Source organism: uncultured Selenomonas sp. (genome assembly GCA_905372355.1).
GTDB lineage: Bacteria > Bacillota > Negativicutes > Selenomonadales > Selenomonadaceae > Selenomonas.
On the sequence record CAJPOT010000023.1, the window covers coordinates 1 to 21962 of the forward strand.

At 57.3% G+C, this 21962-nt stretch carries 20 protein-coding genes, 1 tRNA gene and 1 pseudogene; 5 read left to right on the forward strand and 17 right to left on the reverse strand.

Annotated elements, in window-relative coordinates; translation table 11 throughout:
* Positions 1–317: 317 nt before the first annotated feature.
* From QZ177_RS09710 to ybaK, 11 genes are all read right to left on the reverse strand, one after another.
* Positions 318–1529 (reverse strand): MFS transporter, encoded by a 1212-nt coding sequence (locus QZ177_RS09710; protein ID WP_009646815.1) that lies wholly within the window; start codon positions 1527–1529, stop codon positions 318–320.
* Between the two features lie 176 nt (positions 1530–1705).
* Entirely contained in the window at positions 1706–2602 is an 897-nt protein-coding gene (locus QZ177_RS09715) for a LysR family transcriptional regulator (RefSeq protein WP_294177211.1), read from the reverse strand.
* A gap of 96 nt (positions 2603–2698) precedes the next feature.
* Positions 2699–2774: transfer RNA gene (locus QZ177_RS09720), tRNA-Ala, on the reverse strand.
* 67 nt (positions 2775–2841) lie between these two features.
* A complete protein-coding gene (gene rfbB / locus QZ177_RS09725; protein ID WP_009646809.1) occupies positions 2842–3849 on the reverse strand; it encodes a dTDP-glucose 4,6-dehydratase in 1008 nt (335 codons plus the stop codon).
* Positions 3846–4418 carry a dTDP-4-dehydrorhamnose 3,5-epimerase gene (rfbC, locus tag QZ177_RS09730; protein ID WP_009646862.1) on the reverse strand — a complete coding sequence of 191 codons (573 nt, stop codon included), beginning with the start codon at positions 4416–4418 and terminating at the stop codon, positions 3846–3848. Before rfbC ends, rfbB begins: the two co-directional genes overlap by 4 nt.
* Before the next feature lie 11 nt (positions 4419–4429).
* Entirely contained in the window at positions 4430–5302 is an 873-nt protein-coding gene (gene rfbA, locus QZ177_RS09735) for a glucose-1-phosphate thymidylyltransferase RfbA (protein ID WP_037370547.1), read from the reverse strand.
* 42 nt (positions 5303–5344) lie between these two features.
* Positions 5345–5779 (reverse strand): hypothetical protein, encoded by a 435-nt coding sequence (locus tag QZ177_RS09740; protein ID WP_009646867.1) that lies wholly within the window; start codon positions 5777–5779, stop codon positions 5345–5347.
* A 149-nt stretch (positions 5780–5928) separates the two neighbouring features.
* Entirely contained in the window at positions 5929–7986 is a 2058-nt protein-coding gene (gene recG / locus QZ177_RS09745) for an ATP-dependent DNA helicase RecG (protein WP_009646839.1), read from the reverse strand.
* A 154-nt stretch (positions 7987–8140) separates the two neighbouring features.
* The gene (gene pckA, locus QZ177_RS09750) at positions 8141–9745 is read right to left on the reverse strand and encodes a phosphoenolpyruvate carboxykinase (ATP) (protein ID WP_009646797.1); all 1605 of its coding nucleotides are present in this window, start codon (positions 9743–9745) and stop codon (positions 8141–8143) included.
* A 133-nt stretch (positions 9746–9878) separates the two neighbouring features.
* Positions 9879–11384, reverse strand: coding sequence for a threonine synthase (gene thrC / locus QZ177_RS09755; protein ID WP_294177218.1), 1506 nt, complete (start codon positions 11382–11384; stop codon positions 9879–9881).
* A 27-nt stretch (positions 11385–11411) separates the two neighbouring features.
* Positions 11412–11969 (reverse strand): Cys-tRNA(Pro) deacylase, encoded by a 558-nt coding sequence (gene ybaK / locus QZ177_RS09760; RefSeq protein ID WP_009646822.1) that lies wholly within the window; start codon positions 11967–11969, stop codon positions 11412–11414.
* Between the two features lie 10 nt (positions 11970–11979).
* On the opposite strand from ybaK, the gene QZ177_RS09765 reads away from it, so the two are divergent.
* The 5 genes and pseudogenes from QZ177_RS09765 to rpmB all read left to right on the forward strand — a co-directional run bounded on the left by QZ177_RS09765 (position 11980) and on the right by rpmB (position 15178).
* Positions 11980–12279, forward strand: coding sequence for a type II toxin-antitoxin system HicA family toxin (locus QZ177_RS09765; protein WP_294177219.1), 300 nt, complete (start codon positions 11980–11982; stop codon positions 12277–12279).
* A 43-nt stretch (positions 12280–12322) separates the two neighbouring features.
* Entirely contained in the window at positions 12323–12775 is a 453-nt protein-coding gene (locus QZ177_RS09770) for a type II toxin-antitoxin system HicB family antitoxin (RefSeq protein ID WP_294177220.1), read from the forward strand.
* A 34-nt stretch (positions 12776–12809) separates the two neighbouring features.
* The gene (gene nadE / locus QZ177_RS09775; RefSeq protein ID WP_294177221.1) at positions 12810–14699 is read left to right on the forward strand and encodes an NAD(+) synthase; all 1890 of its coding nucleotides are present in this window, start codon (positions 12810–12812) and stop codon (positions 14697–14699) included.
* 113 nt (positions 14700–14812) lie between these two features.
* Positions 14813–14961 (forward strand): annotated as a pseudogene (locus tag QZ177_RS09780) (secretion protein HlyD).
* 25 nt (positions 14962–14986) lie between these two features.
* Positions 14987–15178 carry a 50S ribosomal protein L28 gene (gene rpmB, locus QZ177_RS09785; protein ID WP_294177222.1) on the forward strand — a complete coding sequence of 64 codons (192 nt, stop codon included), beginning with the start codon at positions 14987–14989 and terminating at the stop codon, positions 15176–15178.
* Between the two features lie 86 nt (positions 15179–15264).
* Here the strand turns inward: rpmB and QZ177_RS09790 are convergent, their stop codons facing one another.
* The 6 genes from QZ177_RS09790 to QZ177_RS09815 all read right to left on the reverse strand — a co-directional run bounded on the left by QZ177_RS09790 (position 15265) and on the right by QZ177_RS09815 (position 21582).
* Positions 15265–15663, reverse strand: coding sequence for a RidA family protein (locus QZ177_RS09790; RefSeq protein WP_006192485.1), 399 nt, complete (start codon positions 15661–15663; stop codon positions 15265–15267).
* A gap of 48 nt (positions 15664–15711) precedes the next feature.
* On the reverse strand, positions 15712–16077 hold the full coding sequence (aroH, locus tag QZ177_RS09795) for a chorismate mutase (protein ID WP_264918750.1): 366 nt from the start codon (positions 16075–16077) through the stop codon (positions 15712–15714).
* An 88-nt stretch (positions 16078–16165) separates the two neighbouring features.
* Positions 16166–17773 carry an AarF/UbiB family protein gene (locus tag QZ177_RS09800; RefSeq protein ID WP_294177223.1) on the reverse strand — a complete coding sequence of 536 codons (1608 nt, stop codon included), beginning with the start codon at positions 17771–17773 and terminating at the stop codon, positions 16166–16168.
* 55 nt (positions 17774–17828) lie between these two features.
* Positions 17829–19454 carry an ATP-binding cassette domain-containing protein gene (locus QZ177_RS09805; protein WP_294177226.1) on the reverse strand — a complete coding sequence of 542 codons (1626 nt, stop codon included), beginning with the start codon at positions 19452–19454 and terminating at the stop codon, positions 17829–17831.
* A 79-nt stretch (positions 19455–19533) separates the two neighbouring features.
* Positions 19534–20349 (reverse strand): glucosaminidase domain-containing protein, encoded by an 816-nt coding sequence (locus QZ177_RS09810; RefSeq protein ID WP_294177228.1) that lies wholly within the window; start codon positions 20347–20349, stop codon positions 19534–19536.
* A gap of 18 nt (positions 20350–20367) precedes the next feature.
* Positions 20368–21582, reverse strand: coding sequence for an NCS2 family permease (locus tag QZ177_RS09815; protein WP_294177230.1), 1215 nt, complete (start codon positions 21580–21582; stop codon positions 20368–20370).
* Positions 21583–21962: the final 380 nt, after the last annotated feature.

Consider the following 21962-nt stretch of genomic DNA (forward strand, 5'->3'; position numbering starts at 1 on the left):
TCATATAGATGATTCATTTCTGCATTGTTTAGTTTTCAAGGAACACCGCCGAATTACTTCGGCTGTTCGCCGCTCGGTTGAGCTAGCCTATTCAGTATACTCGCTTCAGTGAATTTTGTCAAGCACCGTTTTTCATGTCCTCCAGGACTCAGGAGCCGTTTTTCTCCGAACCTTTCACTTGCTGTCCGCTCTCTTCGCGACTTGACCTATTCTACACGAAGACTTCGCGCCTGTCAACATCTTTCTTTTCTTTCATTTTGTCCACTGGAATAGGACAAAAAGGGGAGCCGCTTGCCGCAGCTCCCCTTTTTGTTCTTTCACTCTGCTTCTGTTTCCAGCTTCATCTCCACGACGAGCGCAGCGTCGCGCTTTCTCGCATAGAGCAGGTAATAAAGTCCTGCACAAAGGAGTGCGGCTACACCGCAGGCGGCATAGATGCCTTCGAAACCAATGCCGTCCTTGAACGCGCCAAGCGCATAGGGGCCGACGCCGAGACCGAGGTCGAGCGCGATGAAGTACGTCGATACGGCGACGCCGATGCGATACTCGGTGACGAGCTTCACGCAGATCGCCTGCCCGTTCGACATGAACGTGCCGTAGCCGAGACCAACGAACACGCCCGCGAGGAGAAGCGTCCAGCTTTGCGTCGTGACGCTCAGTAGCAGAAGCCCGATGGCAAGACACGCATATGTCGGGTACATCACGAAGTCCTCTCCCTTGCGGTCGAACATGACGCCAGCAACAGGACGTGCGAGCGTGATCGTCAGGGCGTAGACAAGGAAGAATACCGTGCCTGCGCCGATGAGACCAAGTTCCTGCGCATACGTCGCAAGGAAGCTCAGAACACTCGAATAGCTGATGCCCATGATGAACGCCACGATGGAAATGGACGTGACCTTCGGCTCCAAGAAGTTGCTGATGCTGAACTTCTTAAGCTCCGCCTTCTTCTCTGCCGAAAGCTCCATCTCCGGCACCTTGAGGGCGACGATGGCAACGAGGCAGACGACGAGCATGGCGACGCAGAAATCAATGATGTAATTGAACGTCATCGTATGCTGCATGAGCATGCCGAGGAATGGGCCAATGGCGGCAGCGAGGCTCATGCTCAAGGCGTAGTAGTTGATGCCCTCGCCGCGGCGCATCACAGGAATGATGCTCGATACGATCGTGCTCGTCGCCGTCGAGGCGATGCCGTAGCCGATGCCGTTCAGACAGCGCACGATGTAGAGCATGGAAAGGGAATCGACGAAGAAATACAGGAGCGTCGTCGCAAGATAGAAGATGATGCCTGCATAGAGCATGAACTTTCTTCCATAAAGCTCGATGGAATGACCGGCGACCATGCGTGCGAGCAGTGTGCCGAGGATGAAGATGCCGGATGCCAGCCCCGCCTCGCTCATCGACGCGTTGAGCGTCTTGATCGCTTCGGATGCGATGATGACCATGAGCATGTAATAGATGATATAGATCAAGAAGTTCACCAAGGTATCAAGAATGAACTCCTTCGTCCATAACTTTTCATGTTCCACGTTTAACAACGACCTTTCTTTACCGAACGCGCTCCTTAGCGCTGCGGCGATTTCTTAAAAATGAACTGTACCCGATTATAAGCATCGACCTCCGTTTTGTATAGCGCATAAAAAAGATGGGAGTTATCGCAAAAAGCGATAACTCCCGACGTCATTCCTCAACGTGATCTCCACACTCACATCTCACCCGTACTCCGATAAATTTTCTGAACATATTCAACGTAGGTACGAATATGGCGCAGACGCGGGTTTTCCTTCTTATATACAAGCACAGCGTCGAGTGTCAGCGCGGGGGCAAAGGAAGAGAAACCCGACGTGATGCCGAGCGCTTCGATGAAGCGGCGCGGCAAGAGCGCACCCGCCGGATTTTCCCGGCAAAAATGCACCATCGCATACGGCGTCGAAAGACGCGCTGCCACTACGGGCATCTCTTCACCGAAGTAGCGCTCGTAGACGCGATTCATCGACGACTTCACGGGATAAAACACGAGCGGCTGCTTCGCCGCCCAAGATCGCGTTGCATCGCCTTCGGCGCGCGCAAGACAAGGTGCATAGAAAACGATGTCATCATCGGAAAAATGCACGCACTCCCATCCGTCAAAACTCATCTCTTCCAAGCGATATACCGAGGCAACGTCGATGCGGTCTTCCAGAAGCCCACATCGAATCTCATCTTCCTCCATTTCAAAAACATTGAGGCAGATCTTCTCATTCTGCTTCTGAAAGTACGATACATGACGATTCATGTGAACATCGCCCAGAGAGCGCAGTACGGCGACATTCAGCTCGGCAGGCTTGCGCTTCACGCTCTCCTGCACCTCCGCCACCGCGCCCCTCAGCTGCTCGACGCAAAGCTGCGCTTTCGCCAGAAATGTCGTGCCCTCCTCCGTCAAGTCGCTGCCGCGCGTCGAGCGGCGGATCAAAGTGACGCCGACCACCTCTTCGAGCTTCTTCATTTGCACGCTGAACGCCGATTGTGTGATGTTCGCTTCCTGTGCGGCAAGCGAGAAATTCCTAACCTTGCCGTAAATGATGAAACACTCCAACTGATGTATGCTCGGCAGTTCGCCCATGCCGCAGCCTCCCTTCGACAGGAGAATCCCTGCCGTATTTTCTCTAAAACAAAAAGCGGCTTCTGCGCCTAAGCAGAAAACCGCTTAAATACCCTATGGTGGAGACGAGGGGGATCGAACCCCTGACCTCTTGCATGCCATGCAAGCGCTCTCCCAGCTGAGCTACGCCCCCGTGGACAAATTACTTTGCTAGTATACAGCACGAAAGCAAAAAGCGCAAGCCCTTTTTGTAAAAAATTTCATGCGCTCGGATACGCTTTTCGATAGCTGCCGTCGAGGATATGCTGCCACCATGCGCGGTTTTCCAGATACCATGCAATCGTGCGCTCGATGCCGTCTTCGAATCTCGTCTCGGGCAGCCAGCCGAGTTCCGTATGGATCTTCGTCGGATCGATCGCATAGCGGCGGTCATGTCCCTTCCTGTCCGCCACATACGAGATGAGGCTCTCAGGCTTCTTCAAGGCGCGAAGGATGACCTTGACGACGTCGATGTTGGCGCGTTCGTTGTGACCGCCGATGTTGTAGACCTCTCCCGTGCGTCCCTTCTGCAGCACGAGGTCAATGGCGCGGCAGTGATCCTCGACGTAGAGCCAGTCGCGCACGTTGGCGCCGTCGCCATAGACGGGAAGCTGCTCGTCGGCAAGCGCCTTGACGATCATCAGCGGGATGAGTTTCTCGGGAAAATGGTACGGGCCATAGTTGTTCGAGCAGCGCGAGATCGTCACGGGCAGGCCGTATGTGCGACTATAAGCGAGTACGAGGAGATCGGCGCTCGCCTTCGAGGATGAATACGGGCTCGACGTATGCAAGGGAGTCTCCTCAGTGAAGAAGAGATCGGGGCGGTCGAGCGGCAAATCGCCGTAGACTTCATCCGTCGACACCTGATGGTAGCGCGAAATGCCGTACTCGCGGCAAGCGTCCATGAGAACGCTCGTGCCGATGATGTTCGTCTGCAGGAAGATCTCCGGCGTCTCGATCGAGCGGTCGACATGACTTTCCGCCGCGAAATTCACAACGACATCGGGTTTCTCGGCGCGAAAGAGCGCGTAAATCGCCTCGCGGTCGCATATATTGCAGTGGGCGAAGCGAAAGCGCGGCTCTTCTGCGAGATCGAGCAGAGATTCATAGTCGCCCGCATACGTCAGCGCATCGACGCAAAGAATCTCCGCGTCCTCGTGCGCCTTCATCATATAGTGGACGAAATTGCTGCCGATAAAGCCGGCGCCGCCAGTCACAAGATACTTCACGCCTTTTCCTCCCCATAGACGAAATTGAGCTGAGCTTCCCGCTCGGCGAGCGGCGGCGCCGCCTCGTCCTTCGCCGAAAGAACCGTCGGCGCGATCTCCCAGTCAACGCCGATGACAGGATCGCTCCAAAGAATGTTGCCGTCGCACTCCGGCGCATAGTAATTGTCCGCCTTGTACTGCACCTCGACGTCATCCGTCAAGGTGATGAAACCATGCGCGAAACCACGCGGAATCATCAGCTGTCTCTTGTTTTCCGCCGAAAGGCGCACGGAAACCCACTTCGCATACTGCGGCGAACCCTTTCGTATGTCAACGGCGACGTCTAAGATCTCGCCGCGCGTGCAGCGCAGGAGTTTCGCCTGCGCCATGGGATTCTTCTGATAATGAAGTCCGCGCAGCGTACCCTTTTCCGCTGAGAAAGACTGATTGTCCTGCACGAAGTCGTAGGAGAGACCCGCCTCTTCCATCTTCTTTTTCGACCAGCTCTCCATGAACCAGCCGCGTGCATCGCCGAACACCTGCGGTTCCAAGATAAAGACGCCCTTGAGGCGCGTTTCCGTCACGTTCATTTCTCGTTCCCCTATCCCTTGACCAGTTGCTCCAGATAGCGCCCGTAGTCGTTCTTCATCAAAGGCTGCGCGAGGCGCAGAACCTGCTCCGCATCAATATGCCCCATGCGGTAGGCGATCTCCTCGATGCAGGCGATCTTGAGACCCTGGCGATCCTGAATTGTCTCGACAAACGTAGCCGCCTGCAGAAGCGACTCATGCGTGCCTGTATCGAGCCACGCGAACCCCCTGCGCATCTTCTCTACCTGAAGGTCACCGCGCTCCAAATACGTGCGGTTCACATCCGTGATCTCAAGCTCGCCGCGTGCCGACGGCTTGACCGCCTTCGCGATCTCAACGACATCGTTGTCGTAGAAGTACAGCCCCGTCACCGCATAGTTCGAGCGCGGCATCTCGGGCTTTTCCTCCAAACTGACAGCGCACCCCGTCTCATCAAACTCCACGACGCCATAGCGCTGCGGGTCGCGCACGTAGTAGGCGAACACCGTCGCGCCCGCCTCGCGTGCCGTCGCACGCTGCAAAAGCCGTGCAAGGTCAGCGCCGTAGAAGATGTTGTCGCCCAGGACAAGTGCGCAGCCGTCGCCGCCGATGAAATTCTCGCCGATGAGGAACGCCTGCGCCAAGCCGTCCGGGCTCGGCTGCACGGCATAGGAGATATGAATGCCCCATTGGCTGCCGTCGTCGAGCATAGCAGAAAACATCGTGCTGTCCTGCGGCGTCGTGATGACGAGGATGTCCTCCAGTCCGGCGAGCATCAGCGTGCTCAACGGATAGTAGATCATTGGCTTGTCAAAGACCGGCATGAGCTGCTTCGACACGACCTTTGTCAGCGGATAGAGCCGCGTTCCCGAGCCGCCCGCCAGAATTATTCCCTTCTTCAGCACAAAATCACCTCTCAAACGACACGGCTGCAATATTTCCGCATCTCAAGCCTTCTGCCAAATCAAGCTCATGAACTCGCTGTGGCGCTTCCTGACCTCCCGTGCGACGACGCCCACGATCGTATTGACGAGATCGGCCGAATAGTTCTTCTGCGTCATCGGGATGCAGGCGTCAAGGATGACAGACGTATCAGGCGCAAGATAATACTTGAACAGTTTGTTGCCGTTGTTCAGGCGCATGATGAAATTCGTCACCTCATAGGCGTTGTCATCATTCAGTGCCTTCGGCGCAAGATTGGCTCGTACAATCACATAGATTGTATCGTCGAAAATGACCCCGAGCGGCACATACTGTCCCTGCACCTCAACGGTCGAGCGAAAAATCACGCTCTCATGCTCATCGCCAAGCTCCTCGCGCTCAAAGCTGTCAATCTTATGCCGCTGCAAATACCGCTTGAACTTCTCCGCTGCCTCTACCATAAACTTCCTCCGTAAATGCGAAATTCGTATCTTTCAATAAGATTCATCAAAGGCACAGGAAACTCCTGCCAAGAAACGGTCTTTCTTTTTTATTTTATTCCCCATACCATTATGAGAGATGTATCGAAGATGCAGCCGCACACGTCTTTTCAGACCTCCGTGATCTTCGCAAAAAATCCCTTGTACTCAAGCCGCAGGATTTCAGCAACCTCCTTGCGCATTGCGGGGCTTTCCATCGTTTCGAGCGCCGCGCGACGCGCCTTGAGCAGAATATCGACGTCGCGCAGGGCGTCTGCCATCTTGAGATCAGGCAGGCCGTGCTGCATCGCGCCGAAGAATTGACCGGGGCCTCTGAGCTTCAAATCCTCCTCGGCGAGCACGAAGCCGTCGCGCATGCTCTCCAAAAGGGCAAGCCGTTTCTTCGCCGCAGCGGTTCGCGCCGCCGAAACGAGGATGCAGTAGGAACGATGCGCCCCCCTGCCCACGCGTCCGCGCAGCTGATGAAGCTGCGCGAGGCCGAAGCGCTCGGCATTCTCAATGACCATGATGCTCGCATTCGGCACGTCTACACCCACCTCGATGACCGTCGTCGTCACGAGAACGTCGAGCTCGCCCGCGTGGAAGTCCGCCATAACGGCTTCCTTCTCCTTGCCTCGGAGCCTGCCGTGCACGAGGCCGCATCGCACTTCACGGAACACGCCCGCACTGAGTTCCTCGTAGACCTCCTGCGCCGACGGCAGGCCAAGCGTGTCGTTCTGCTCGACGAGCGGGCAGACGACGTAGGCCTGCCTGCCCCTTTCAATCTCTTGACGCACGAAGCGATAGATGCGATCACGCCGGTCGGGCGTGCGCACGAAGGTCTCGACGGGCACGCGCCCCGGCGGCAGATGCTCGATGCGCGAGACGTCGAGATCGCCGTAGACCGTCAAGGTCATCGTGCGTGGAATCGGCGTCGCCGTCATGACGAGCATGTCGGGCGTGAGGTGTGCGCGTTTTTCAAGCGTCGCTCGCTGCTCGACGCCGAAGCGATGCTGCTCATCCGTCACGACGAGGCCGAGCGAGGCGAAGGCGACAGGCTCCTGGATCAAGGCATGCGTGCCGATCACGATATCGACATCGTGCGCCTCGATCGCCTCGTACGCCGCCTCGCGTTCCTTCTTCGACAATCTTCCCGTCAGGAGCAGCAGACGCACGGGCAGATCTCGCAGCAATTCGCTGAACTTATCGAAATGCTGACGCGCCAAGATTTCCGTCGGCGCCATGAATGCACCCTGAAAGCCGTTTTCCACCGTCTTGACGAGCGCCAAGAGGGCGAGCGCCGTCTTGCCCGAGCCGACGTCCCCTTGCACGAGGCGGCGCATCGGCAAGGCAAGCTCCATGTCCTGCCGAATGTCGCGCCACGCCTTTTCCTGGTCCTCTGTCAAGCGGAACGGCAAAGCCTCACGCGCCTCGCGCGAAAGGCGGCTCGCGCCGAGATGGCGCACGCCCTTCTTTTTTTCACGACTCTCGCGACGCAGGAGAAGAAGCCCACACTGGATGAGGTAAAGCTCCTCGAAGATCAGTCTTTCCCGCGCGAGATGCAGCGCCTCGGGCGATTCGGGAAAATGCACCTCGCGATACGCCTCTTCTCGCGCGACGAGACGATAGCGCTGGCAGATGCTCTCGGGCAAGGTCTCCACGATCTTACCGATTCCTTGAAATACTCCTGTGAGAAGCGTGCGGAAAAACTTCTGATTCAGACTGCCCGAAGCCGCATAGACCGGCAGAATGCCCAGAGCCGCTTCCCCGCCTTTTTCCATCAGGGAGAAGTCCTTGACCTGGCTCATCTGCTTCTTGCCGCGCCCGCCGAAGGCATAATCAATCTTACCGACAGCAAAGAGCTGCATCCCCGCCTTGAGCTTTCCCTTGAGAAACTTCTGATTGAAGAACGTGACCTGCAAAAATCCCGTGCCGTCGTCAATATCGACGCTCAGGATATGAATGCCACGCCCCGTGCGCCTCTCGGCTATATGACGGATGACGCCTGTGACCGCCTGCTGCTCGCCGACCGCGAGCGCGGTGAGCGGCGTCAGCACGCGCCTGTCTTCGTATGTGCGCGGATAATAGGTCAGGAGGTCATAGACGGTGAAGAGGCCGATCTTGTTCAATGCCTCGTATTTCTTCGCGCCGACGCCTTTGAGCTCCAAAAGGCTCGTCTGCAGCTCCATGGCCGCCCCCTCTCCGAAAGATGCAAAACATAAGAGAGCCCGCCTCCGCATCGAATCGCAGGCGAGCTCCTTCTTCATGGCACGCTTTTTCGCGCCTTTTTCCTATCACGATATTGCTGGAAGCGCTTTCGCCCAAAAGCCGCCCGAAAGCTGCTTAGAGTTTCGGACCGGCAGCGACGAGCGCCCTGCCCTCGTCATCCGTCTCGTACTTCTTGAAGTTCTTGATGAAGCGACCGGCGAGATCCTGCGCCTTCTTGTCCCACTCGGCCGGATCGGCATAGGTGTCGCGTGGGTCGAGGATCTTCGTATCGACGCCTGCAAGTTCCGTCGGGATGTCGAACTCAAAGTACTTGAGCTTCTTCGTCGGCGCCTTGTTGATCGAGCCGTTCAGGATCGCGTCGATGATGCCGCGCGTATCCTTGATGGAAATGCGCTTGCCCGTGCCGTTCCATCCCGTGTTCACGAGATATGCCTTGGCGTCGCTCTGGCGCACCCTCTTGACGAGCTCCTGTGCATACTTCGTCGGCGGCAGTTCGAGGAACGCCTGACCGAAGCATGCCGAGAACGTCGGCGTCGGCTCCGTGATGCCGCGCTCCGTGCCCGCGAGCTTCGCCGTGAAGCCCGAGAGGAAGTAATACTCCATCTGCTCCGGCGTCAGAATCGCGACGGGCGGCAGCACGCCGAAGGCGTCCGCCGAAAGGAAGATGACCTCTTTGGCCGGAGGCGCAGAAGAAATCGGACGCACGATGTTCTTGATGTGGTCGATCGGATAGGAGACGCGCGTATTCTCCGTCACGGACTTATCGGCAAAATCAACCTTGCCGTTCTCGTCGACCGTGACATTCTCCAGGAGAGCGTCGCGGCAGATGGCGTTGTAGATGTCCGGCTCGGAATCCTTGTCGAGGTTGATGACCTTCGCGTAGCAGCCGCCCTCGAAGTTGAAGACGCCGTTGTCGTCCCAGCCATGCTCGTCGTCGCCGATCAAGAGGCGCTTCGGGTCGGTCGAGAGCGTCGTCTTTCCCGTACCCGAGAGGCCGAAGAAGATCGCCGTATTCTTGCCCTCGAGATCCGTATTGGCCGAGCAGTGCATGGCGGCGATGCCCTTCAGCGGCAGGTAGTAGTTCATCATCGAGAACATGCCCTTCTTCATCTCGCCGCCGTACCACGTATTGATGATGACCTGCTCGCGGCTCGTGATATTGAAGGCGACCGCCGTCTCCGAATGAAGTCCGAGCTCCTTGTAGTTCTCAACCTTCGCTTTCGACGCATTGTAGACGACGAAATCCGGCTCGAAGTTCTCCAACTCCTCCTTCGAGGGCAGGATGAACATATTGCTGACGAAATGCGCCTGCCATGCGACCTCGACGATAAATCGCACGGCCATGCGCGTATTCTTGTTCGCACCACAGAAAGCATCGACGACGAAGAGACGCTTGTTGGAAAGCTCCTTTTTCGCAATCTTCTTGAGTTCTTCCCACGTCTCCTGACTTGCCGGATGGTTGTCGTTCGGATAGGCGTCCGAGGTCCACCAGACCGTATCCTTGGAGTTCTCGTCCATGACGATGAACTTGTCCTTCGGCGAACGGCCCGTAAAGACGCCCGTCATGACATTCACGGCATCAAGCTCCGTGAGCTTTCCCTTCTCAAATCCCGTGAGGTCGGCCTTCATCTCTTCTTCGAAAAGCTGTTCATAGGACGGATTATGGACGATTTCCTTCACGCCGGTAATCCCGTACTTTGTCAGATCAAGTTTTGCCATGTTTCTCTACCTCTTTCATAAAAGTTGAATTTAAGATATAGTTTCAAACATGCTCTCTTCATCTCTTTCTCGCTTTTCTAGGGAAATCCTGCTTGTTTTCAATTTTTATTTATGAAATTTCACTTGCAAATCCTTATTTCTTCGCAAATGCTTCCGTTACAGCATGCATTTCCGTCTTCTCGCACACTGCGCGATGCAGGATTTCAGCCGTTTTCAGCGACGCCAATCCCTGCGGAATCGGGCTTTCGTTCAAGGAGGCGAGCTTGTCGAGCTGCGCGAATTCGTCGAGTCCCGCACGCTCTTCCCCGAGCGCGTCCAAGACGCTTTCGTTGAACTTGTACGGGCTTGCCGTCGAGACGACGACGAGCGGGCGCTCGCTTCCCGTCGCCTTCTTATAAGCCTGTGCCACGCGATACGCGACAGCCGAATGCGTGTCGAGCACATAATGCTCCTTTTCGTAGACTTCGCGAATCGTCTCCTTCGTCACCACGTCGTCGACCCAGCCAGCCCAAAACGTCTCTTTAAGATTCTGCAGCACAGTCTCGCCGACCTCGTACCTGCCCTTTGCGGCAAGCTCCTCCATCCAGCCCCTGACCAGCGCCGCATTCTGCGTTTCATGATAGAGCAGACGCTCAAGATTGCTCGAAATCAAGATGTCCATGGACGGCGAGATCGTCTTGTAAAAATCGCGCTTTTTGTCATAAACGCCCGTCTGCAGGAAATCCGTCAGCACGTTGTTGCTGTTCGACGCACAGATCAGTTTCGCGACGGGAAGCCCCATGCGCTTGGCATAATAACCCGCGAGAATATCGCCGAAATTGCCCGTCGGCACGCAGAAATCGATGGCTTCGCCCGCTGCAATCGTCCCCTTTTCCAAGAGATCGGCATAGGCGCTGAAGTAGTAGACGATCTGCGGCACGAGCCTGCCCCAGTTGATCGAATTTGCCGAAGACAGCTTGACGTTCCCAGCGGCGAGCTTCTCTCCAAAGGCCTTGTTGCCGAAAATCTCCTTGACGCCGTTCTGCGCATCGTCAAAATTCCCCTTGACCGCGACGACACGGACATTTGCGCCCTTCTGCGTGCACATCTGCAGGTTCTGGATCTTCGACACGCCGCCCGTCGGATAGAACACGAGGATCTTGATCTGATCGACATCGGCAAAACCTTCGAGCGCCGCCTTGCCCGTGTCGCCCGACGTGGCAACGAGAATCAGAATCTCAGCATCCTCACCCGTCTTCTTGAGCGCCGTCTGCAAAAGCTGCGGCAAAAGCTGCAGTGCCATGTCCTTGAACGCACTCGTCGGCCCGTGCCAGAGCTCCAATACGGGGAACTCCTTGAGCGCGTGCACGGGCGCGATGCGCACGTCGTCAAACTTGCCGCCCCCGTAAGCGCGTGCAATGCAGCCCGCAAGCTCCTCCGCCGTGTAATCCGTAAGGAAGAGTCCCAGAATGCGTGCCGCACGCTCCTCATAGGAAAGCTGCCGCATCCCTGCGATAAAGTCCAAATCGACCGCAGGAATCTCCTCGGGCACGAAAAGCCCGCCGTCCGCCGCCAAACCCTGAATGATTGCCTTCGCCGACGCGACGCTTGCCGCCTTTCCCCTCGTACTGCTGTATTTCAATTCCTTCACTCCATTCATCTCTCTCCATCGACTGTGCCGCTTCTCTCAGCGCGTCAGCTGCGCCGTCGTCGCATGGACGGCACGCTCCAAATCGGCGGGCGCGAGCACGATCTGTTCGCCGCGCCTGCCCGCGCTGACGGCAATCTTGTCCCAAGCTTTCGCCGAAGCGTCGAGGAACACAGGATACTCTTTCTTCGCACCGAGCGGCGAGCAGCCGCCGCGCTGATAACCCGTGAGCGCAAGCACTTCCTTGAGATGCACCATCTCCGCCTTCTTGCTCGCGGCGGCCTTAGCGAGAGCCTTGAGGTCAAGCTCCGCCGCGCCCGGAATGCACGCCATGACGACGCCCGCCTTGTCCGTGCGGGCGACGAGTGTCTTGAATACCTGCTCCACAGGCATATGGAGCATCTCGGCCGCATGGACGGCGCTGAGGTCGTCCAAGTCGACGGGAAACTTCCGCAGCTCGTACGAAATCGACAGCCCGTCGAGAATCCGCGCCGCATTCGTCTTCTTCTGCCCCTTCATATCGCTCACCGTTTCTGCATCCGCAATCTCAAGCAAAAAGCTGCTTCGGATGCAGACTCTATTATACCATAGGTTCACGAGAACTCCTATGGCCGAAGCAAAAGAAGCGCATCAGCGGGAGAAAATACACCTTCTATGTGTATCATTGTTGACGTTGAAACACAAAAGGTATATGATGAACTTATCAAAGAAGTCGATCATGAAAACATCTGAGCTTTTGAGGATCCTCAAAAATCATGCTTGCACGATGGTCGAACATGGCGGCAGGCACGATAAATATTATAGTCCGATCACGGGGCGCGTATTCGTCGTTTGGCGGCACAAAAGGGAAATTCCGACTGGAACGGTGCAGAAAATTTTGAAACAAGCTGGAATCCAGCAGCCGTGATGAGAATACGCTTCGACACACTTTTTGACAGGAGGCTTGAAACATGAGCAAATACGCTTTTCCTGCAATCTTTCGCTGGGATGAGGAAGAACACGTCTATGACGTGACTTTTCCCGATATCGAGAACTGCTTCACCGCTGGTGAAAATCAGCCTGAAGCTTTGGAGAACGCCGCCGATGCACTCGCCCTGATCTTGTGCGATATGGAGGACGAGCACGCCGCCATCCCCCTGCCTGCCCCCCTCGACACTTTGTCTGCCGGCGAAAAAGGCTTCGTGAGCCTCGTCGCAGCTGACACTGACGCTTATCGGGAGATCATCGAGCGCGAAAACAATCCCATCAAATATGCACGCAAACAGGCAGGTCTGAACATCAAGATGCTGGCCGAGCTTCTGGGCGCTCCCTATCGTACGGTACAGGAGTGGAATGCAGGCCGCCGTCTGCCGCCGCCCTGGGTGCAGCGTCTCATCGTTGAGAAAATCGAAGCCAACGCCTGATGCAAAGTCCCAACTTGGAAAGAGGTGCTTCCCCTTGCTGAAAATCGCGTCCGCACAGATGGAAATACAGCCCGGACGGCCTGACGCCAATACCGCGAACATGCTGCGCCAGATGGAAGAAGCGAAAGCGAATCATGCCGACATCGTCATCTTCCCCGAGATGGCGATTCCCGGCTATCTGCTCGGCGATACCTGGGAGCAGGACGCCTTCCTGCGCGACTGCGAATCTTGCGCCGCCGACATCATCGCCGCCTCGCACGGCATCGCCGTCATCTTCGGCAGCGTCGCCGTCGATTGGACGAAGAAAAACAATGACGGCCGGCCGCGCAAGTACAACGCCTGCTTCGTCGCCAGCGAAGGAAAGCTCTGCCATCCCGAGGCAATGCCCTACCCCTTCGTCATCAAGACGCTCCTGCCGAACTATCGGGAGTTCGACGACACACGCCACTTCTTCAGCCTGCAGAAGCTCGCACGCGAGCTGGGCACGACGCCCAAGAGCCTGATTTCTCCCGTCTCGCTGAAGATTCACGGCAGACGCTGGAAGATCGGCTGCCTATTGTGTGAAGACGGCTGGAGCGACAATTACGAGACGGCACCGATGAAACTTCTCGAAGAATACGAGGATCTGGACTTCTACGTCAACATTTCCTCCTCCCCCTATACGCTCGGGAAGAACGAGAAGCGCCAGCGTCTCTTCTCTGCCGCAGCCAAGGCGGCAGGGGCGCCGCTCATCTACGTCAACAACGTCGGCTTGCAGAACAACGGCAAGACTGTCTACACCTTCGACGGTGCGAGCGCCGTTTACAGCGCGGAAGGTTTATGCGTCGCCGCCGCTCCATCCTACGAGGAAGGGCTGCACTATGTCGATGTCGAAGAAATCGCCTCGCTCCCTGCCCTCACGCCCGAAAAGAAGACCGAAATCGCCCAGATTTACGAAGCGCTTTCCTACGGCGTCAAAAATTTTCTCGACAGCATCCGCATGAAGAAGGTCGTCGTCGGCGCCTCGGGCGGCATCGACTCCGCCGTCGCCGCCGCGCTCTATACGAGCGTCCTCGGCGCAGAAAACGTCCTGCTCATCAACATGCCGAGCCGCTTCAACTCCGAGACGACGAAGGATCTCGCACACGCGCTCGCCGAAAACCTCGGTTGCTATTACGCCGTCTTCCCCATCGAAGAGTCCGTACAGCACACGATGAAGCAGATTGCAGCGACGCCCATCGAGCTTCTGAAGACAGGAGAAAAGAAGACGCTTGCCGTCTCCTCCTTCCTCGCCGAGAACATCCAGGCGCGTGACCGCAGCTCGCGCATCCTCGCCGCCCTCGCCGCAGCCTTCGGCGGCGGCTTCTCGTGCAACGCAAACAAGGCGGAGACGACCGTCGGCTACTCGACGCTCTACGGCGACCAGGCGGGCTTCCTCGCCGCCCTCGCCGACCTTTGGAAGCATCAGGTCTACGATCTTGCACGCTACATGAACGAGCATATCTTCAAGCGCGAAGTTGTGCCGCAGGCGACGATCGACATCGTGCCGAGCGCCGAACTGTCCGATGCGCAGAACGTCGACGAGGGCAAGGGCGATCCGCTGCTCTATCCGTACCACGACTATCTGTTCCGCGCCTTCGTCGAGCGCTGGGAAAAGGCGACGCCCGAAGACATCCTCGATTGGTACGTCAAAGGCACGCTTGAGCAGCAAATCGGCTGCGAAAAAGGCCTCGTGAAGAAATATTTCCAGACCCCCAAGGACTTCGTCGCCGACCTTGAACGCTGGTGGAACCTATTTTCCGGTCTCGCCGTCGCCAAGCGCATCCAAGCGCCCCCCATCCTCGCCGTCAGCCGCCGCGCCTACGGTTTCGACCACCGAGAGGCGCAGAACGGCGCCTACTATACAAGAGCCTATCGAAATCTCAAGGAAGCGCTACTGAAATGAAAACTGCTCGCGCCGAATTATCCGTGAATCTGCAAGAACAGCTTGCGCTTCCCTGCACTTTGTGCTAAAATACCCTTGTTGTCTATGGCGCAAGATTAGGAAGCACTGATAAAATGAAGTCCGTCAGATTGGCGCAGATTTTTCGTTCGATCAAGGAGACGAACCGGACGCATAGTGGTGCTATGCGGAGGATTTGTCGACGCAGAGAGGGCGGAAAAGATACGTCAAGATGGCGGTGCTGAATTTATCAGGGATTCCTTAACTGCGCCGCGAAGGAGGTGTACCCCATGGCAAGTGTTTGCGAAATCTGTGCAAAGGGCGAGATGTCCGGCATGAATGTCAGCCATTCGCATTTGAAGACGAAGCGCAAGTGGAAGCCGAATATCCAGCGTGTACGCGCGATTGTGAACGGCGAGACGAAGCATATCAACGTCTGCACGCGCTGCCTGCGCTCGGGCAAAGTCGAGCGTGCCATCTGATCTGTGCACAAGGATCCGAACTGATATATCATAAAACAAGCCGCTGAATCGAAAGATTCAACGGCTTGTTTTATTGCAGCGACGCATCAATAGGAATAATTCTGCCCTTCCGAAGCGACGCAGTCGATCTCAATGAGCGCGTCCTTCGGCAGTCGCGCCACCTCGACGCAGACGCGTGCAGGCGGGCAAACTTTGAAATACTTCGCGTACACCGTGTTCATCGCCGCGAAGTCCTCGATGTCCTTCAGATAGACTGTTGTCTTAACAACATCTTCCAGAGAGCATTCAGCGGCTTCGAGAACGGCCTTGAGGTTTTCCAGCACGCGCTCGGTCTGCTCGGCAATGCCGCCCGCGACGAGTTCGCCCGTCTGTGGGTCGAGCGGAATCTGCCCCGAAGCGAAGATGAAGCCGCCCGACGTGCGAACTCCCTGCGAGTACGGGCCGATCGCTTTCGGCGCATTTTCCGTGATGATTTCTTTTTTCATGATCGAATCGCTCCCTTCGTCATATACCACATTGGCACATAGTACGCACTACTCCTCCACTTGAAGATCCGGGCGCAGCGAAATGGCGCCGCCCAGGTAGATGTGGCGAATCTCACTCTGCGGCTTGTCCGTATCAACGAGCAAGAGCGCCCGTATGCAGCGCGGCAAAGAATTTTCGATCTCCGGCTCCAGCGTGTCAAAAAGCGGCACTGCATCGAACCCTTTCAAGAATCTCGCACCCGCAGCCGGAAATGCCGACTTGAGATCGGGCGTCGCGGAAAAAATCGCCGCTCCGATGTCTGAAGGATCAATCTTGTTCGTGCGGCACATACCCATGACCATGAGTTTCACCGCTTGAAATATCTCAGCCTTCGTATCCTTTTCTACCGTGATCGCACCCCTGATCCCACGCATGGGAATCCCTCCTATCCTACTCTTCCTAGCATTAAAGCCCCAAAGAAAACGCGCATTTCGCGCATTTCCCCAATCAACGGCAGCCTCGTCAATGACCGCGCAATATGCTCCACAGGAGCCGCGCCGAGAGCACGATCGCCGCCAGATAGCCCAAGACGCCCAGAAACGGTATCTCCATGATCTTCGGTGTCATCTGCGTCGTGCAGATCGTGCTTGAGCCAAGGAGAAGCGCCGCACTCAGGAGGGCGATGATGAGTTTATTGATCATCTTGTTGAGCCTCGCGAGCGGCTCATCGGCGCCCGTAAGCTCAAGATTGACCTTCGTCTGCCCGCTCAGCGTCATCTTCAGAATGTCCGAGATCTGCTCGGGCAGCTGCAAGGATTTGCGCAAGAGGATGTAGCCCTCACGCTTCGCCTTGCCGGCTTCCTCGCGCCAGTTGAATCCCTTCGCAAAGCTCAGTTCCATACTGCGCGCCAGAATCTCAACGAAGCTGACCTCAGGGCATACGAGGCGCATGACGCCCTCGATCGTCATGACGCCGCGGCAGAACATGCTGATGCCCGGCGCAATCGCAATGTGATGAGAGCGCAGAACGTTCATGATCTGACGCGAGAGTATGCCCATCTTCAGCGAGCGGAAATCGAGATCGCCATACTGCGCGATGAGCGCGTCGATGTCCTGATAGAGCCTCGCATGGTCGATGCGCTCCTGCGGCACGCCGAGTGAGAGCACCGCCGCCTTCATCTCGAAGACGTCATGCTGCGCCAGAGCGAAGATCGCCTTGCGGATTGCCGCGCGATCCTTGTTCGACAGACGCCCCATCATGCCGAGGTCGAGCCAGACGATCTTACCGCCGCGCACCCAGATGTTTCCCGGATGCGGGTCGGCGTGGAAGTAGCCATCCTCGACGATCTGCTTGACGTAATTCTCACCGAGCCGCTCGCCGATGCGCCGCACGTCGATGCCCGCCGCCTTGAGTCCCGCCACATCGTCAATCTGTATGCCGTCGACGTACTCCATGACGAGCACATGCTGCGTCGTCAAATGGCGATAGACCTTGGGACAGCTTACGAAGTCGGCATCCTGATTCGCATGGCGGAACTCCTCGATGTGGTTCGCCTCCATGACGAAATCCATCTCCTGTTTGGCAATCGCCCAAAGCTCATCGAGCACCATGCTGAAATCCACGACGTCCTGCGCAGGGCCAAGGATCTTCAAGATGCCCGCCGCGCGCTTCAAGAGCACGATGTCCTTGCTCATGATGTCGTGCACGCCTGGTCGCTGCACCTTGATGACGACCTTCTCACCGTCCAGGAGCACCGCGCAGTGCACCTGCGCAATCGAAGCTGAACCCAGCGCTTCTTCATCAATCGAGCGGAAGATGCGCGTCCAGCGACGCTGATACTCCTGCTCGATGACCTTCTCTATGACGGAAAACGGCAGGGGGTTCGCCTCCGTCTGCAGTTTCATAAGTTCATCGCAGTATTCCTGCGGCAGAAAATCCGGACGCATGCTCATGATCTGCCCGAGTTTCACGAAAGTCGGTCCGAGATCTTCCAAGATCAGCCGCAGCTTCTCGGGCGTTATGCCATGCACGATGTCGCGCGCGCGCAGGACTTCAACCATCTCGCGCAGACGCGTCGCCGAGCCTTGATCCTCCTTGCGCCACGCTTCGCGAAAAGCCTTTGCGAACATCGTATCCCCCCTCGGAAGAGCACCCATCGCCATGCCGGACGGCAAAAGCCTTGCCTTAGCTCTTCTTGCCGTACTTTTCTTCGATCTGCTGGCGCACCGTCTCGTTTTCCAGGAATTCATCGTATGTCGTCACGCGGTCGACAACGCCCTCAGGCGTGATGTCGATGATGCGATTTGCGATCGTCTGAATAAACTCGTGGTCGTGCGAAACGAAAAGTACCGTGCCCGAAAAGGCGATCAGTCCGTCGTTCAATGCCGTGATGGACTCCAAGTCGAGGTGGTTCGTCGGCTCGTCGAGAAGCAGCACGTTCGCGCCCGAAAGCATCATGCGCGACAACATGCAGCGCACGCGCTCGCCGCCCGAGATGACCTTCGCCTTCTTCTGACTCTCCTCGCCCGAAAAGAGCATGCGTCCCAGAAAGCCGCGCACAAACGACTCGTCCGGGTCGCGCGAATACTGGCGCAGCCAGTCGACGAGGTTCAGGTCGACGTCATCGAAAAATTCGTTGTTGTCCTTCGGCAAGTACGCCTGCGTCGTCGTCACACCCCATTTGAACGTGCCTGCATCCGCCTCCATATTGCCCATGAGGATCTCGAAGAGCGCCGTCTTGCCCACGGAATTCGGGCCGACGAAGGCGACCTTGTCCCCCTTTTTGAGCGTGAAGCTCACGTTATTCAGCACCTTCTCGCCGTCGATCGTCTTCGTCAGGCCGCTGACCTGCAATAGCTGGTCGCCCGCCTCGCGGTCGGGCGTGAAGGCGATGTAGGGATAGCGGCGCGAGGATGGCTTGATGTCATCGAGCGTGATTTTTTCGAGCAGCTTCTTGCGCGAGGTCGCCTGCTTCGACTTCGAGGCGTTGGCGCTGAAGCGTTGGATGAAGGTCTGCAGTTCCTTGATCTTCTCCTCTTTCTTCTTGTTCGCATCTTTCGCCATCTGCAGGGCGAGCTGGCTCGACTTGAGCCAGAAATCATAATTGCCCGCATAGAGCTGAATCGATCCGAAGTCCACGTCAGCGATATAGGTGCAGACCTCATTGAGGAAATGGCGGTCATGCGAGACGACGATGACCGTGTTCGGGAAGTCATCGAGGAAGGCTTCGAGCCAGTTGATCGACTCGATGTCGAGATGGTTTGTCGGCTCATCGAGGAGCAGCACATCGGGACTGCCGAAAAGCGCCTGCGCCAAGAGCACGCGCACCTTCTCCTTGTCCGTAAGATCTGCCATCTTCTTGTGATGCTTCGAAGGCTCGATGCCGAGGCCGTTTAAGAGGCGCTCCGCCTCAGGCTCTGCATCCCATCCGTTCATGTCGGCGAACTCCGCTTCAAGCTCCGAGGCCTTCATGCCGTCGGCATCGGAGAAGTCCTCCTTCTGATAGAGCGCATCCTTCTCATCCATGATGGCGACGAGACGCTCGTGACCGAGCATGACCGTGCGCAAAACCTCGACCTCATCGAAGGCGTAGTGATCCTGCTTGAGCACGGCAAGGCGCTCGCCTGGCGTGATGTCGACCGAGCCTTTCGACGGCTCGATGTCGCCCGCAAGGACGCGCAGAAACGTCGACTTGCCCGCGCCGTTCGCGCCGATGATGCCATAGCAGTTGCCCGGCGTGAACTTGATGCTTACATCCTTGAACAAAACGCGCTTGCCAAACTGCAGCGTCAGTCCGCTTGTACTAATCATAAGATCCGATCCTCAACCTTCCCTATACTGTTTTTTTCGCTTGCAAAAGAGCCGCGCGTTCCATGCCCGTGAAATATATTCACTGGCGCAGGATGTCGCGGAAAAGCTGCATGATGCTCTGACCGTATGTATGGCCAGGCACCGCCCAACGTCCATTGAGATCCGTCCATGTGCCGAGCGTGCGAGCGCCGTACGTCGAGCGCACAAGGTCGTAGCGCGGATCGACGATGGGCGAGGCAGGACGGCGCGTCGAGGCGTAGGCCAAAAGATGCTGGATATGCGCGCGCACACCCAGTTCCGACGTGGAAAAGTACGCGCCCTTGACTGTCGCACTCGTCGTGCCGAGGCCGCAGTAATTGTTCTGGTCGGGCGTGACCGTGCCGCCGTAGCGGAAGAAGCCCGTTTCCTTCAGCGCCTGCGCAAACGCCACATCGGGCCTCACACCCTCGCGTGCGCCTTCCTTATAATAATACGAAACGAGCGCTTCCGGCGAAACGGAGATGTCCGGATGCGGGTTGTTCATCAGCAGATAATCGACGCACTGCTTCTCCGTCGCCATCGCCGCGCCCAAGATGGCGTCCGCTGTGCGCGGTGCCGTCACGAGAACGCCCGGCGTTCTTTCGCCCGGCGTTCTTTCCACCGGCTTCTTTTCGGGCGCAGGAGGGTTCAAAATGTCCTTGATGCGCTCGGAAAGCGGCTGCTGCGCGTGCGCTGCCTGAACCTTCGTCTCCTTCGTCCTGCCCTGCTCAATGCCCTGATGCATTTCCACTTTCGTTTCCACCTGCGGATCATGCAGGCGTCTGGCGTCCGCCGCCGATGGAAGCGAAAAAGCAAATGTGCCGAGCACGAGCGCCGTCAAAACTGCCTTACCCTGAAAAGACCCCTTGAAACCCAATGCAATTCCTCCTAGAAATCACGGCGTATAGTACGCGAAATAAAGCGAGAAAGCCCCCGCGAAAAAGAACAGTGCCGGATGAATCTTCTTCCCTCGTCCCGAAAAGACCTCCAAAAAAACATAGACGATCATCCCTGCGCCCAGTCCTGCAACAAGACTAGAGGACAATGGCGTCACGAGAAGCACGGCGAAGAACGCGACATGCTCCGACGTCTGCTGCCAGTCGAGCTGCAGCCCCTTGAGGAGCAAACAGCCGGAAAAGATGAGGAGCGGCGCGAGAACCGCCGGAAAGTCGAGAACAGCCGCCGCCACAGGCTCCAGGAACAGAGCGAGAAGCAGAACGGCTGCTGCCGCACAGGCAGCGAGCGGCGTGCGCGCGCCGACGGCACGCGCCGCCGCGGACTCCTTCGCCAAGGTGACGGGTCCTGCGCCGAAGAGCGATGCGACAACATTTCCTGCGGCAAGCGCGAGGAGCGTGCGCGTTTCGGCAAGCCCGTGCACCTCTTCCGCCTCGCCGAGTGCGGCGAATGTGCCGCACGTATCGAAGAAGAGGAAAAGCCACAGCGCCAGAACGACGCCCGAAAGCTCTGCAAGATGTGCAAAATCGAGTGCAAACGCCGTCCGATCAAGCCCCTCGGGCAGCAGGAACGGCGCCTCGGGCAAAACGAGGAAGCCTTCGAAGAGAGCGAGCAGCACAGCCGAAAGAACGCCCCAGAACGCCGCCGCACGAACGCCCATCGCCCAAAAGGCGAGCGATACCGCAAGGCCTGCGAGCGCGACGAACGCCGCCGGCTCAGAAAGGCTGCCAAGCATCGTCACCGTCAGCGGCGAGCCGACGACGAGTTTGCCCATCTGAAGCCCTGTAAAGACGACGAGCAAACCCACGCCGCCGCGCGCCGCCTCTGCAATTGCACGCGGCATCGACGCGAGGAAGATGCGGCGAAGCGGCGTAGTCACCGTCAGAAGGACGAGGAGCGCGGCTATAAAGCATGCGGCAAGAGCCTCCTGCCACGCGACGCCGAGCGGATAAATGACGCCGTAGGCGAGCCAGACGTTGATGCCGAGCGCAGGCGCGACAACGATCGGCTGACGCGCAAAAAGCCCCGCAGCAAGCGTCGCCAAACACGCAGCGAGAAGCGTCGCCGCATAAGCTCCGACAAAAGGCGCACCCGCCCTCGCCCAAAGTGCGGGCACGACGGCAAATGCCGCCAGAAGAGCGAGCGCCGTCAGCACGCCGCCCAAAACCTCCCGCCGCCACTGGACGCGCTCCCCCTTCCATGAAGGAAAAGAAAAAATCTCGGCCCGTCCTCCCTTCTCAAAAAACCAATCCGCTCCTATTGTACCACAAGACCGCCAAGGCTTTCAATCCTAAGCAGGAGCTTTTTGCTGAACCCTCAAAAGTCAGGCTAAAGGCGCAAACGATCGACTGGCGAGAGCGGCGCACCGTGCCCACGATGCCACGATAAAAGGCTCGACCTGCTTGCAAAGAAGCAGGTCGAGCCTTTCGCCGACTCTATTTACTTTCTCCGATGAGTCATCAACCCATCGGCAAACTTGCTTGGTTGCGGGAAGAGGACTTGAACCTCTGACCTTCGGGTTATGAGCCCGACGAG

Bases quoted from the DNA above. Each gene is read 5' to 3' on its own strand.
- QZ177_RS09740 (WP_009646867.1), bottom strand. From the start codon at position 5,779: ATGGTAGAGGCAGCGGAGAAGTTCAAGCGGTATTTGCAGCGGCATAAG.
- recG (WP_009646839.1), bottom strand. From the start codon at position 7,986: ATGGAGCTGCAGACGAGCCTTTTGGAGCTCAAAGGCGTCGGCGCGAAG.
- QZ177_RS09770 (WP_294177220.1), top strand. From the start codon at position 12,323: ATGAGCAAATACGCTTTTCCTGCAATCTTTCGCTGGGATGAGGAAGAA.
- rfbC (WP_009646862.1), bottom strand. From the start codon at position 4,418: ATGAACGTGACGGAAACGCGCCTCAAGGGCGTCTTTATCTTGGAACCG.
- aroH (WP_264918750.1), bottom strand. From the start codon at position 16,077: ATGCGTGGGATCAGGGGTGCGATCACGGTAGAAAAGGATACGAAGGCT.
- QZ177_RS09805 (WP_294177226.1), bottom strand. From the start codon at position 19,454: ATGATTAGTACAAGCGGACTGACGCTGCAGTTTGGCAAGCGCGTTTTG.
- QZ177_RS09800 (WP_294177223.1), bottom strand. From the start codon at position 17,773: ATGTTCGCAAAGGCTTTTCGCGAAGCGTGGCGCAAGGAGGATCAAGGC.
- thrC (WP_294177218.1), bottom strand. From the start codon at position 11,384: ATGAATGGAGTGAAGGAATTGAAATACAGCAGTACGAGGGGAAAGGCG.
- QZ177_RS09765 (WP_294177219.1), top strand. From the start codon at position 11,980: ATGGCCGAAGCAAAAGAAGCGCATCAGCGGGAGAAAATACACCTTCTA.
- rpmB (WP_294177222.1), top strand. From the start codon at position 14,987: ATGGCAAGTGTTTGCGAAATCTGTGCAAAGGGCGAGATGTCCGGCATG.
- QZ177_RS09790 (WP_006192485.1), bottom strand. From the start codon at position 15,663: ATGAAAAAAGAAATCATCACGGAAAATGCGCCGAAAGCGATCGGCCCG.
- QZ177_RS09715 (WP_294177211.1), bottom strand. From the start codon at position 2,602: ATGGGCGAACTGCCGAGCATACATCAGTTGGAGTGTTTCATCATTTAC.
- pckA (WP_009646797.1), bottom strand. From the start codon at position 9,745: ATGGCAAAACTTGATCTGACAAAGTACGGGATTACCGGCGTGAAGGAA.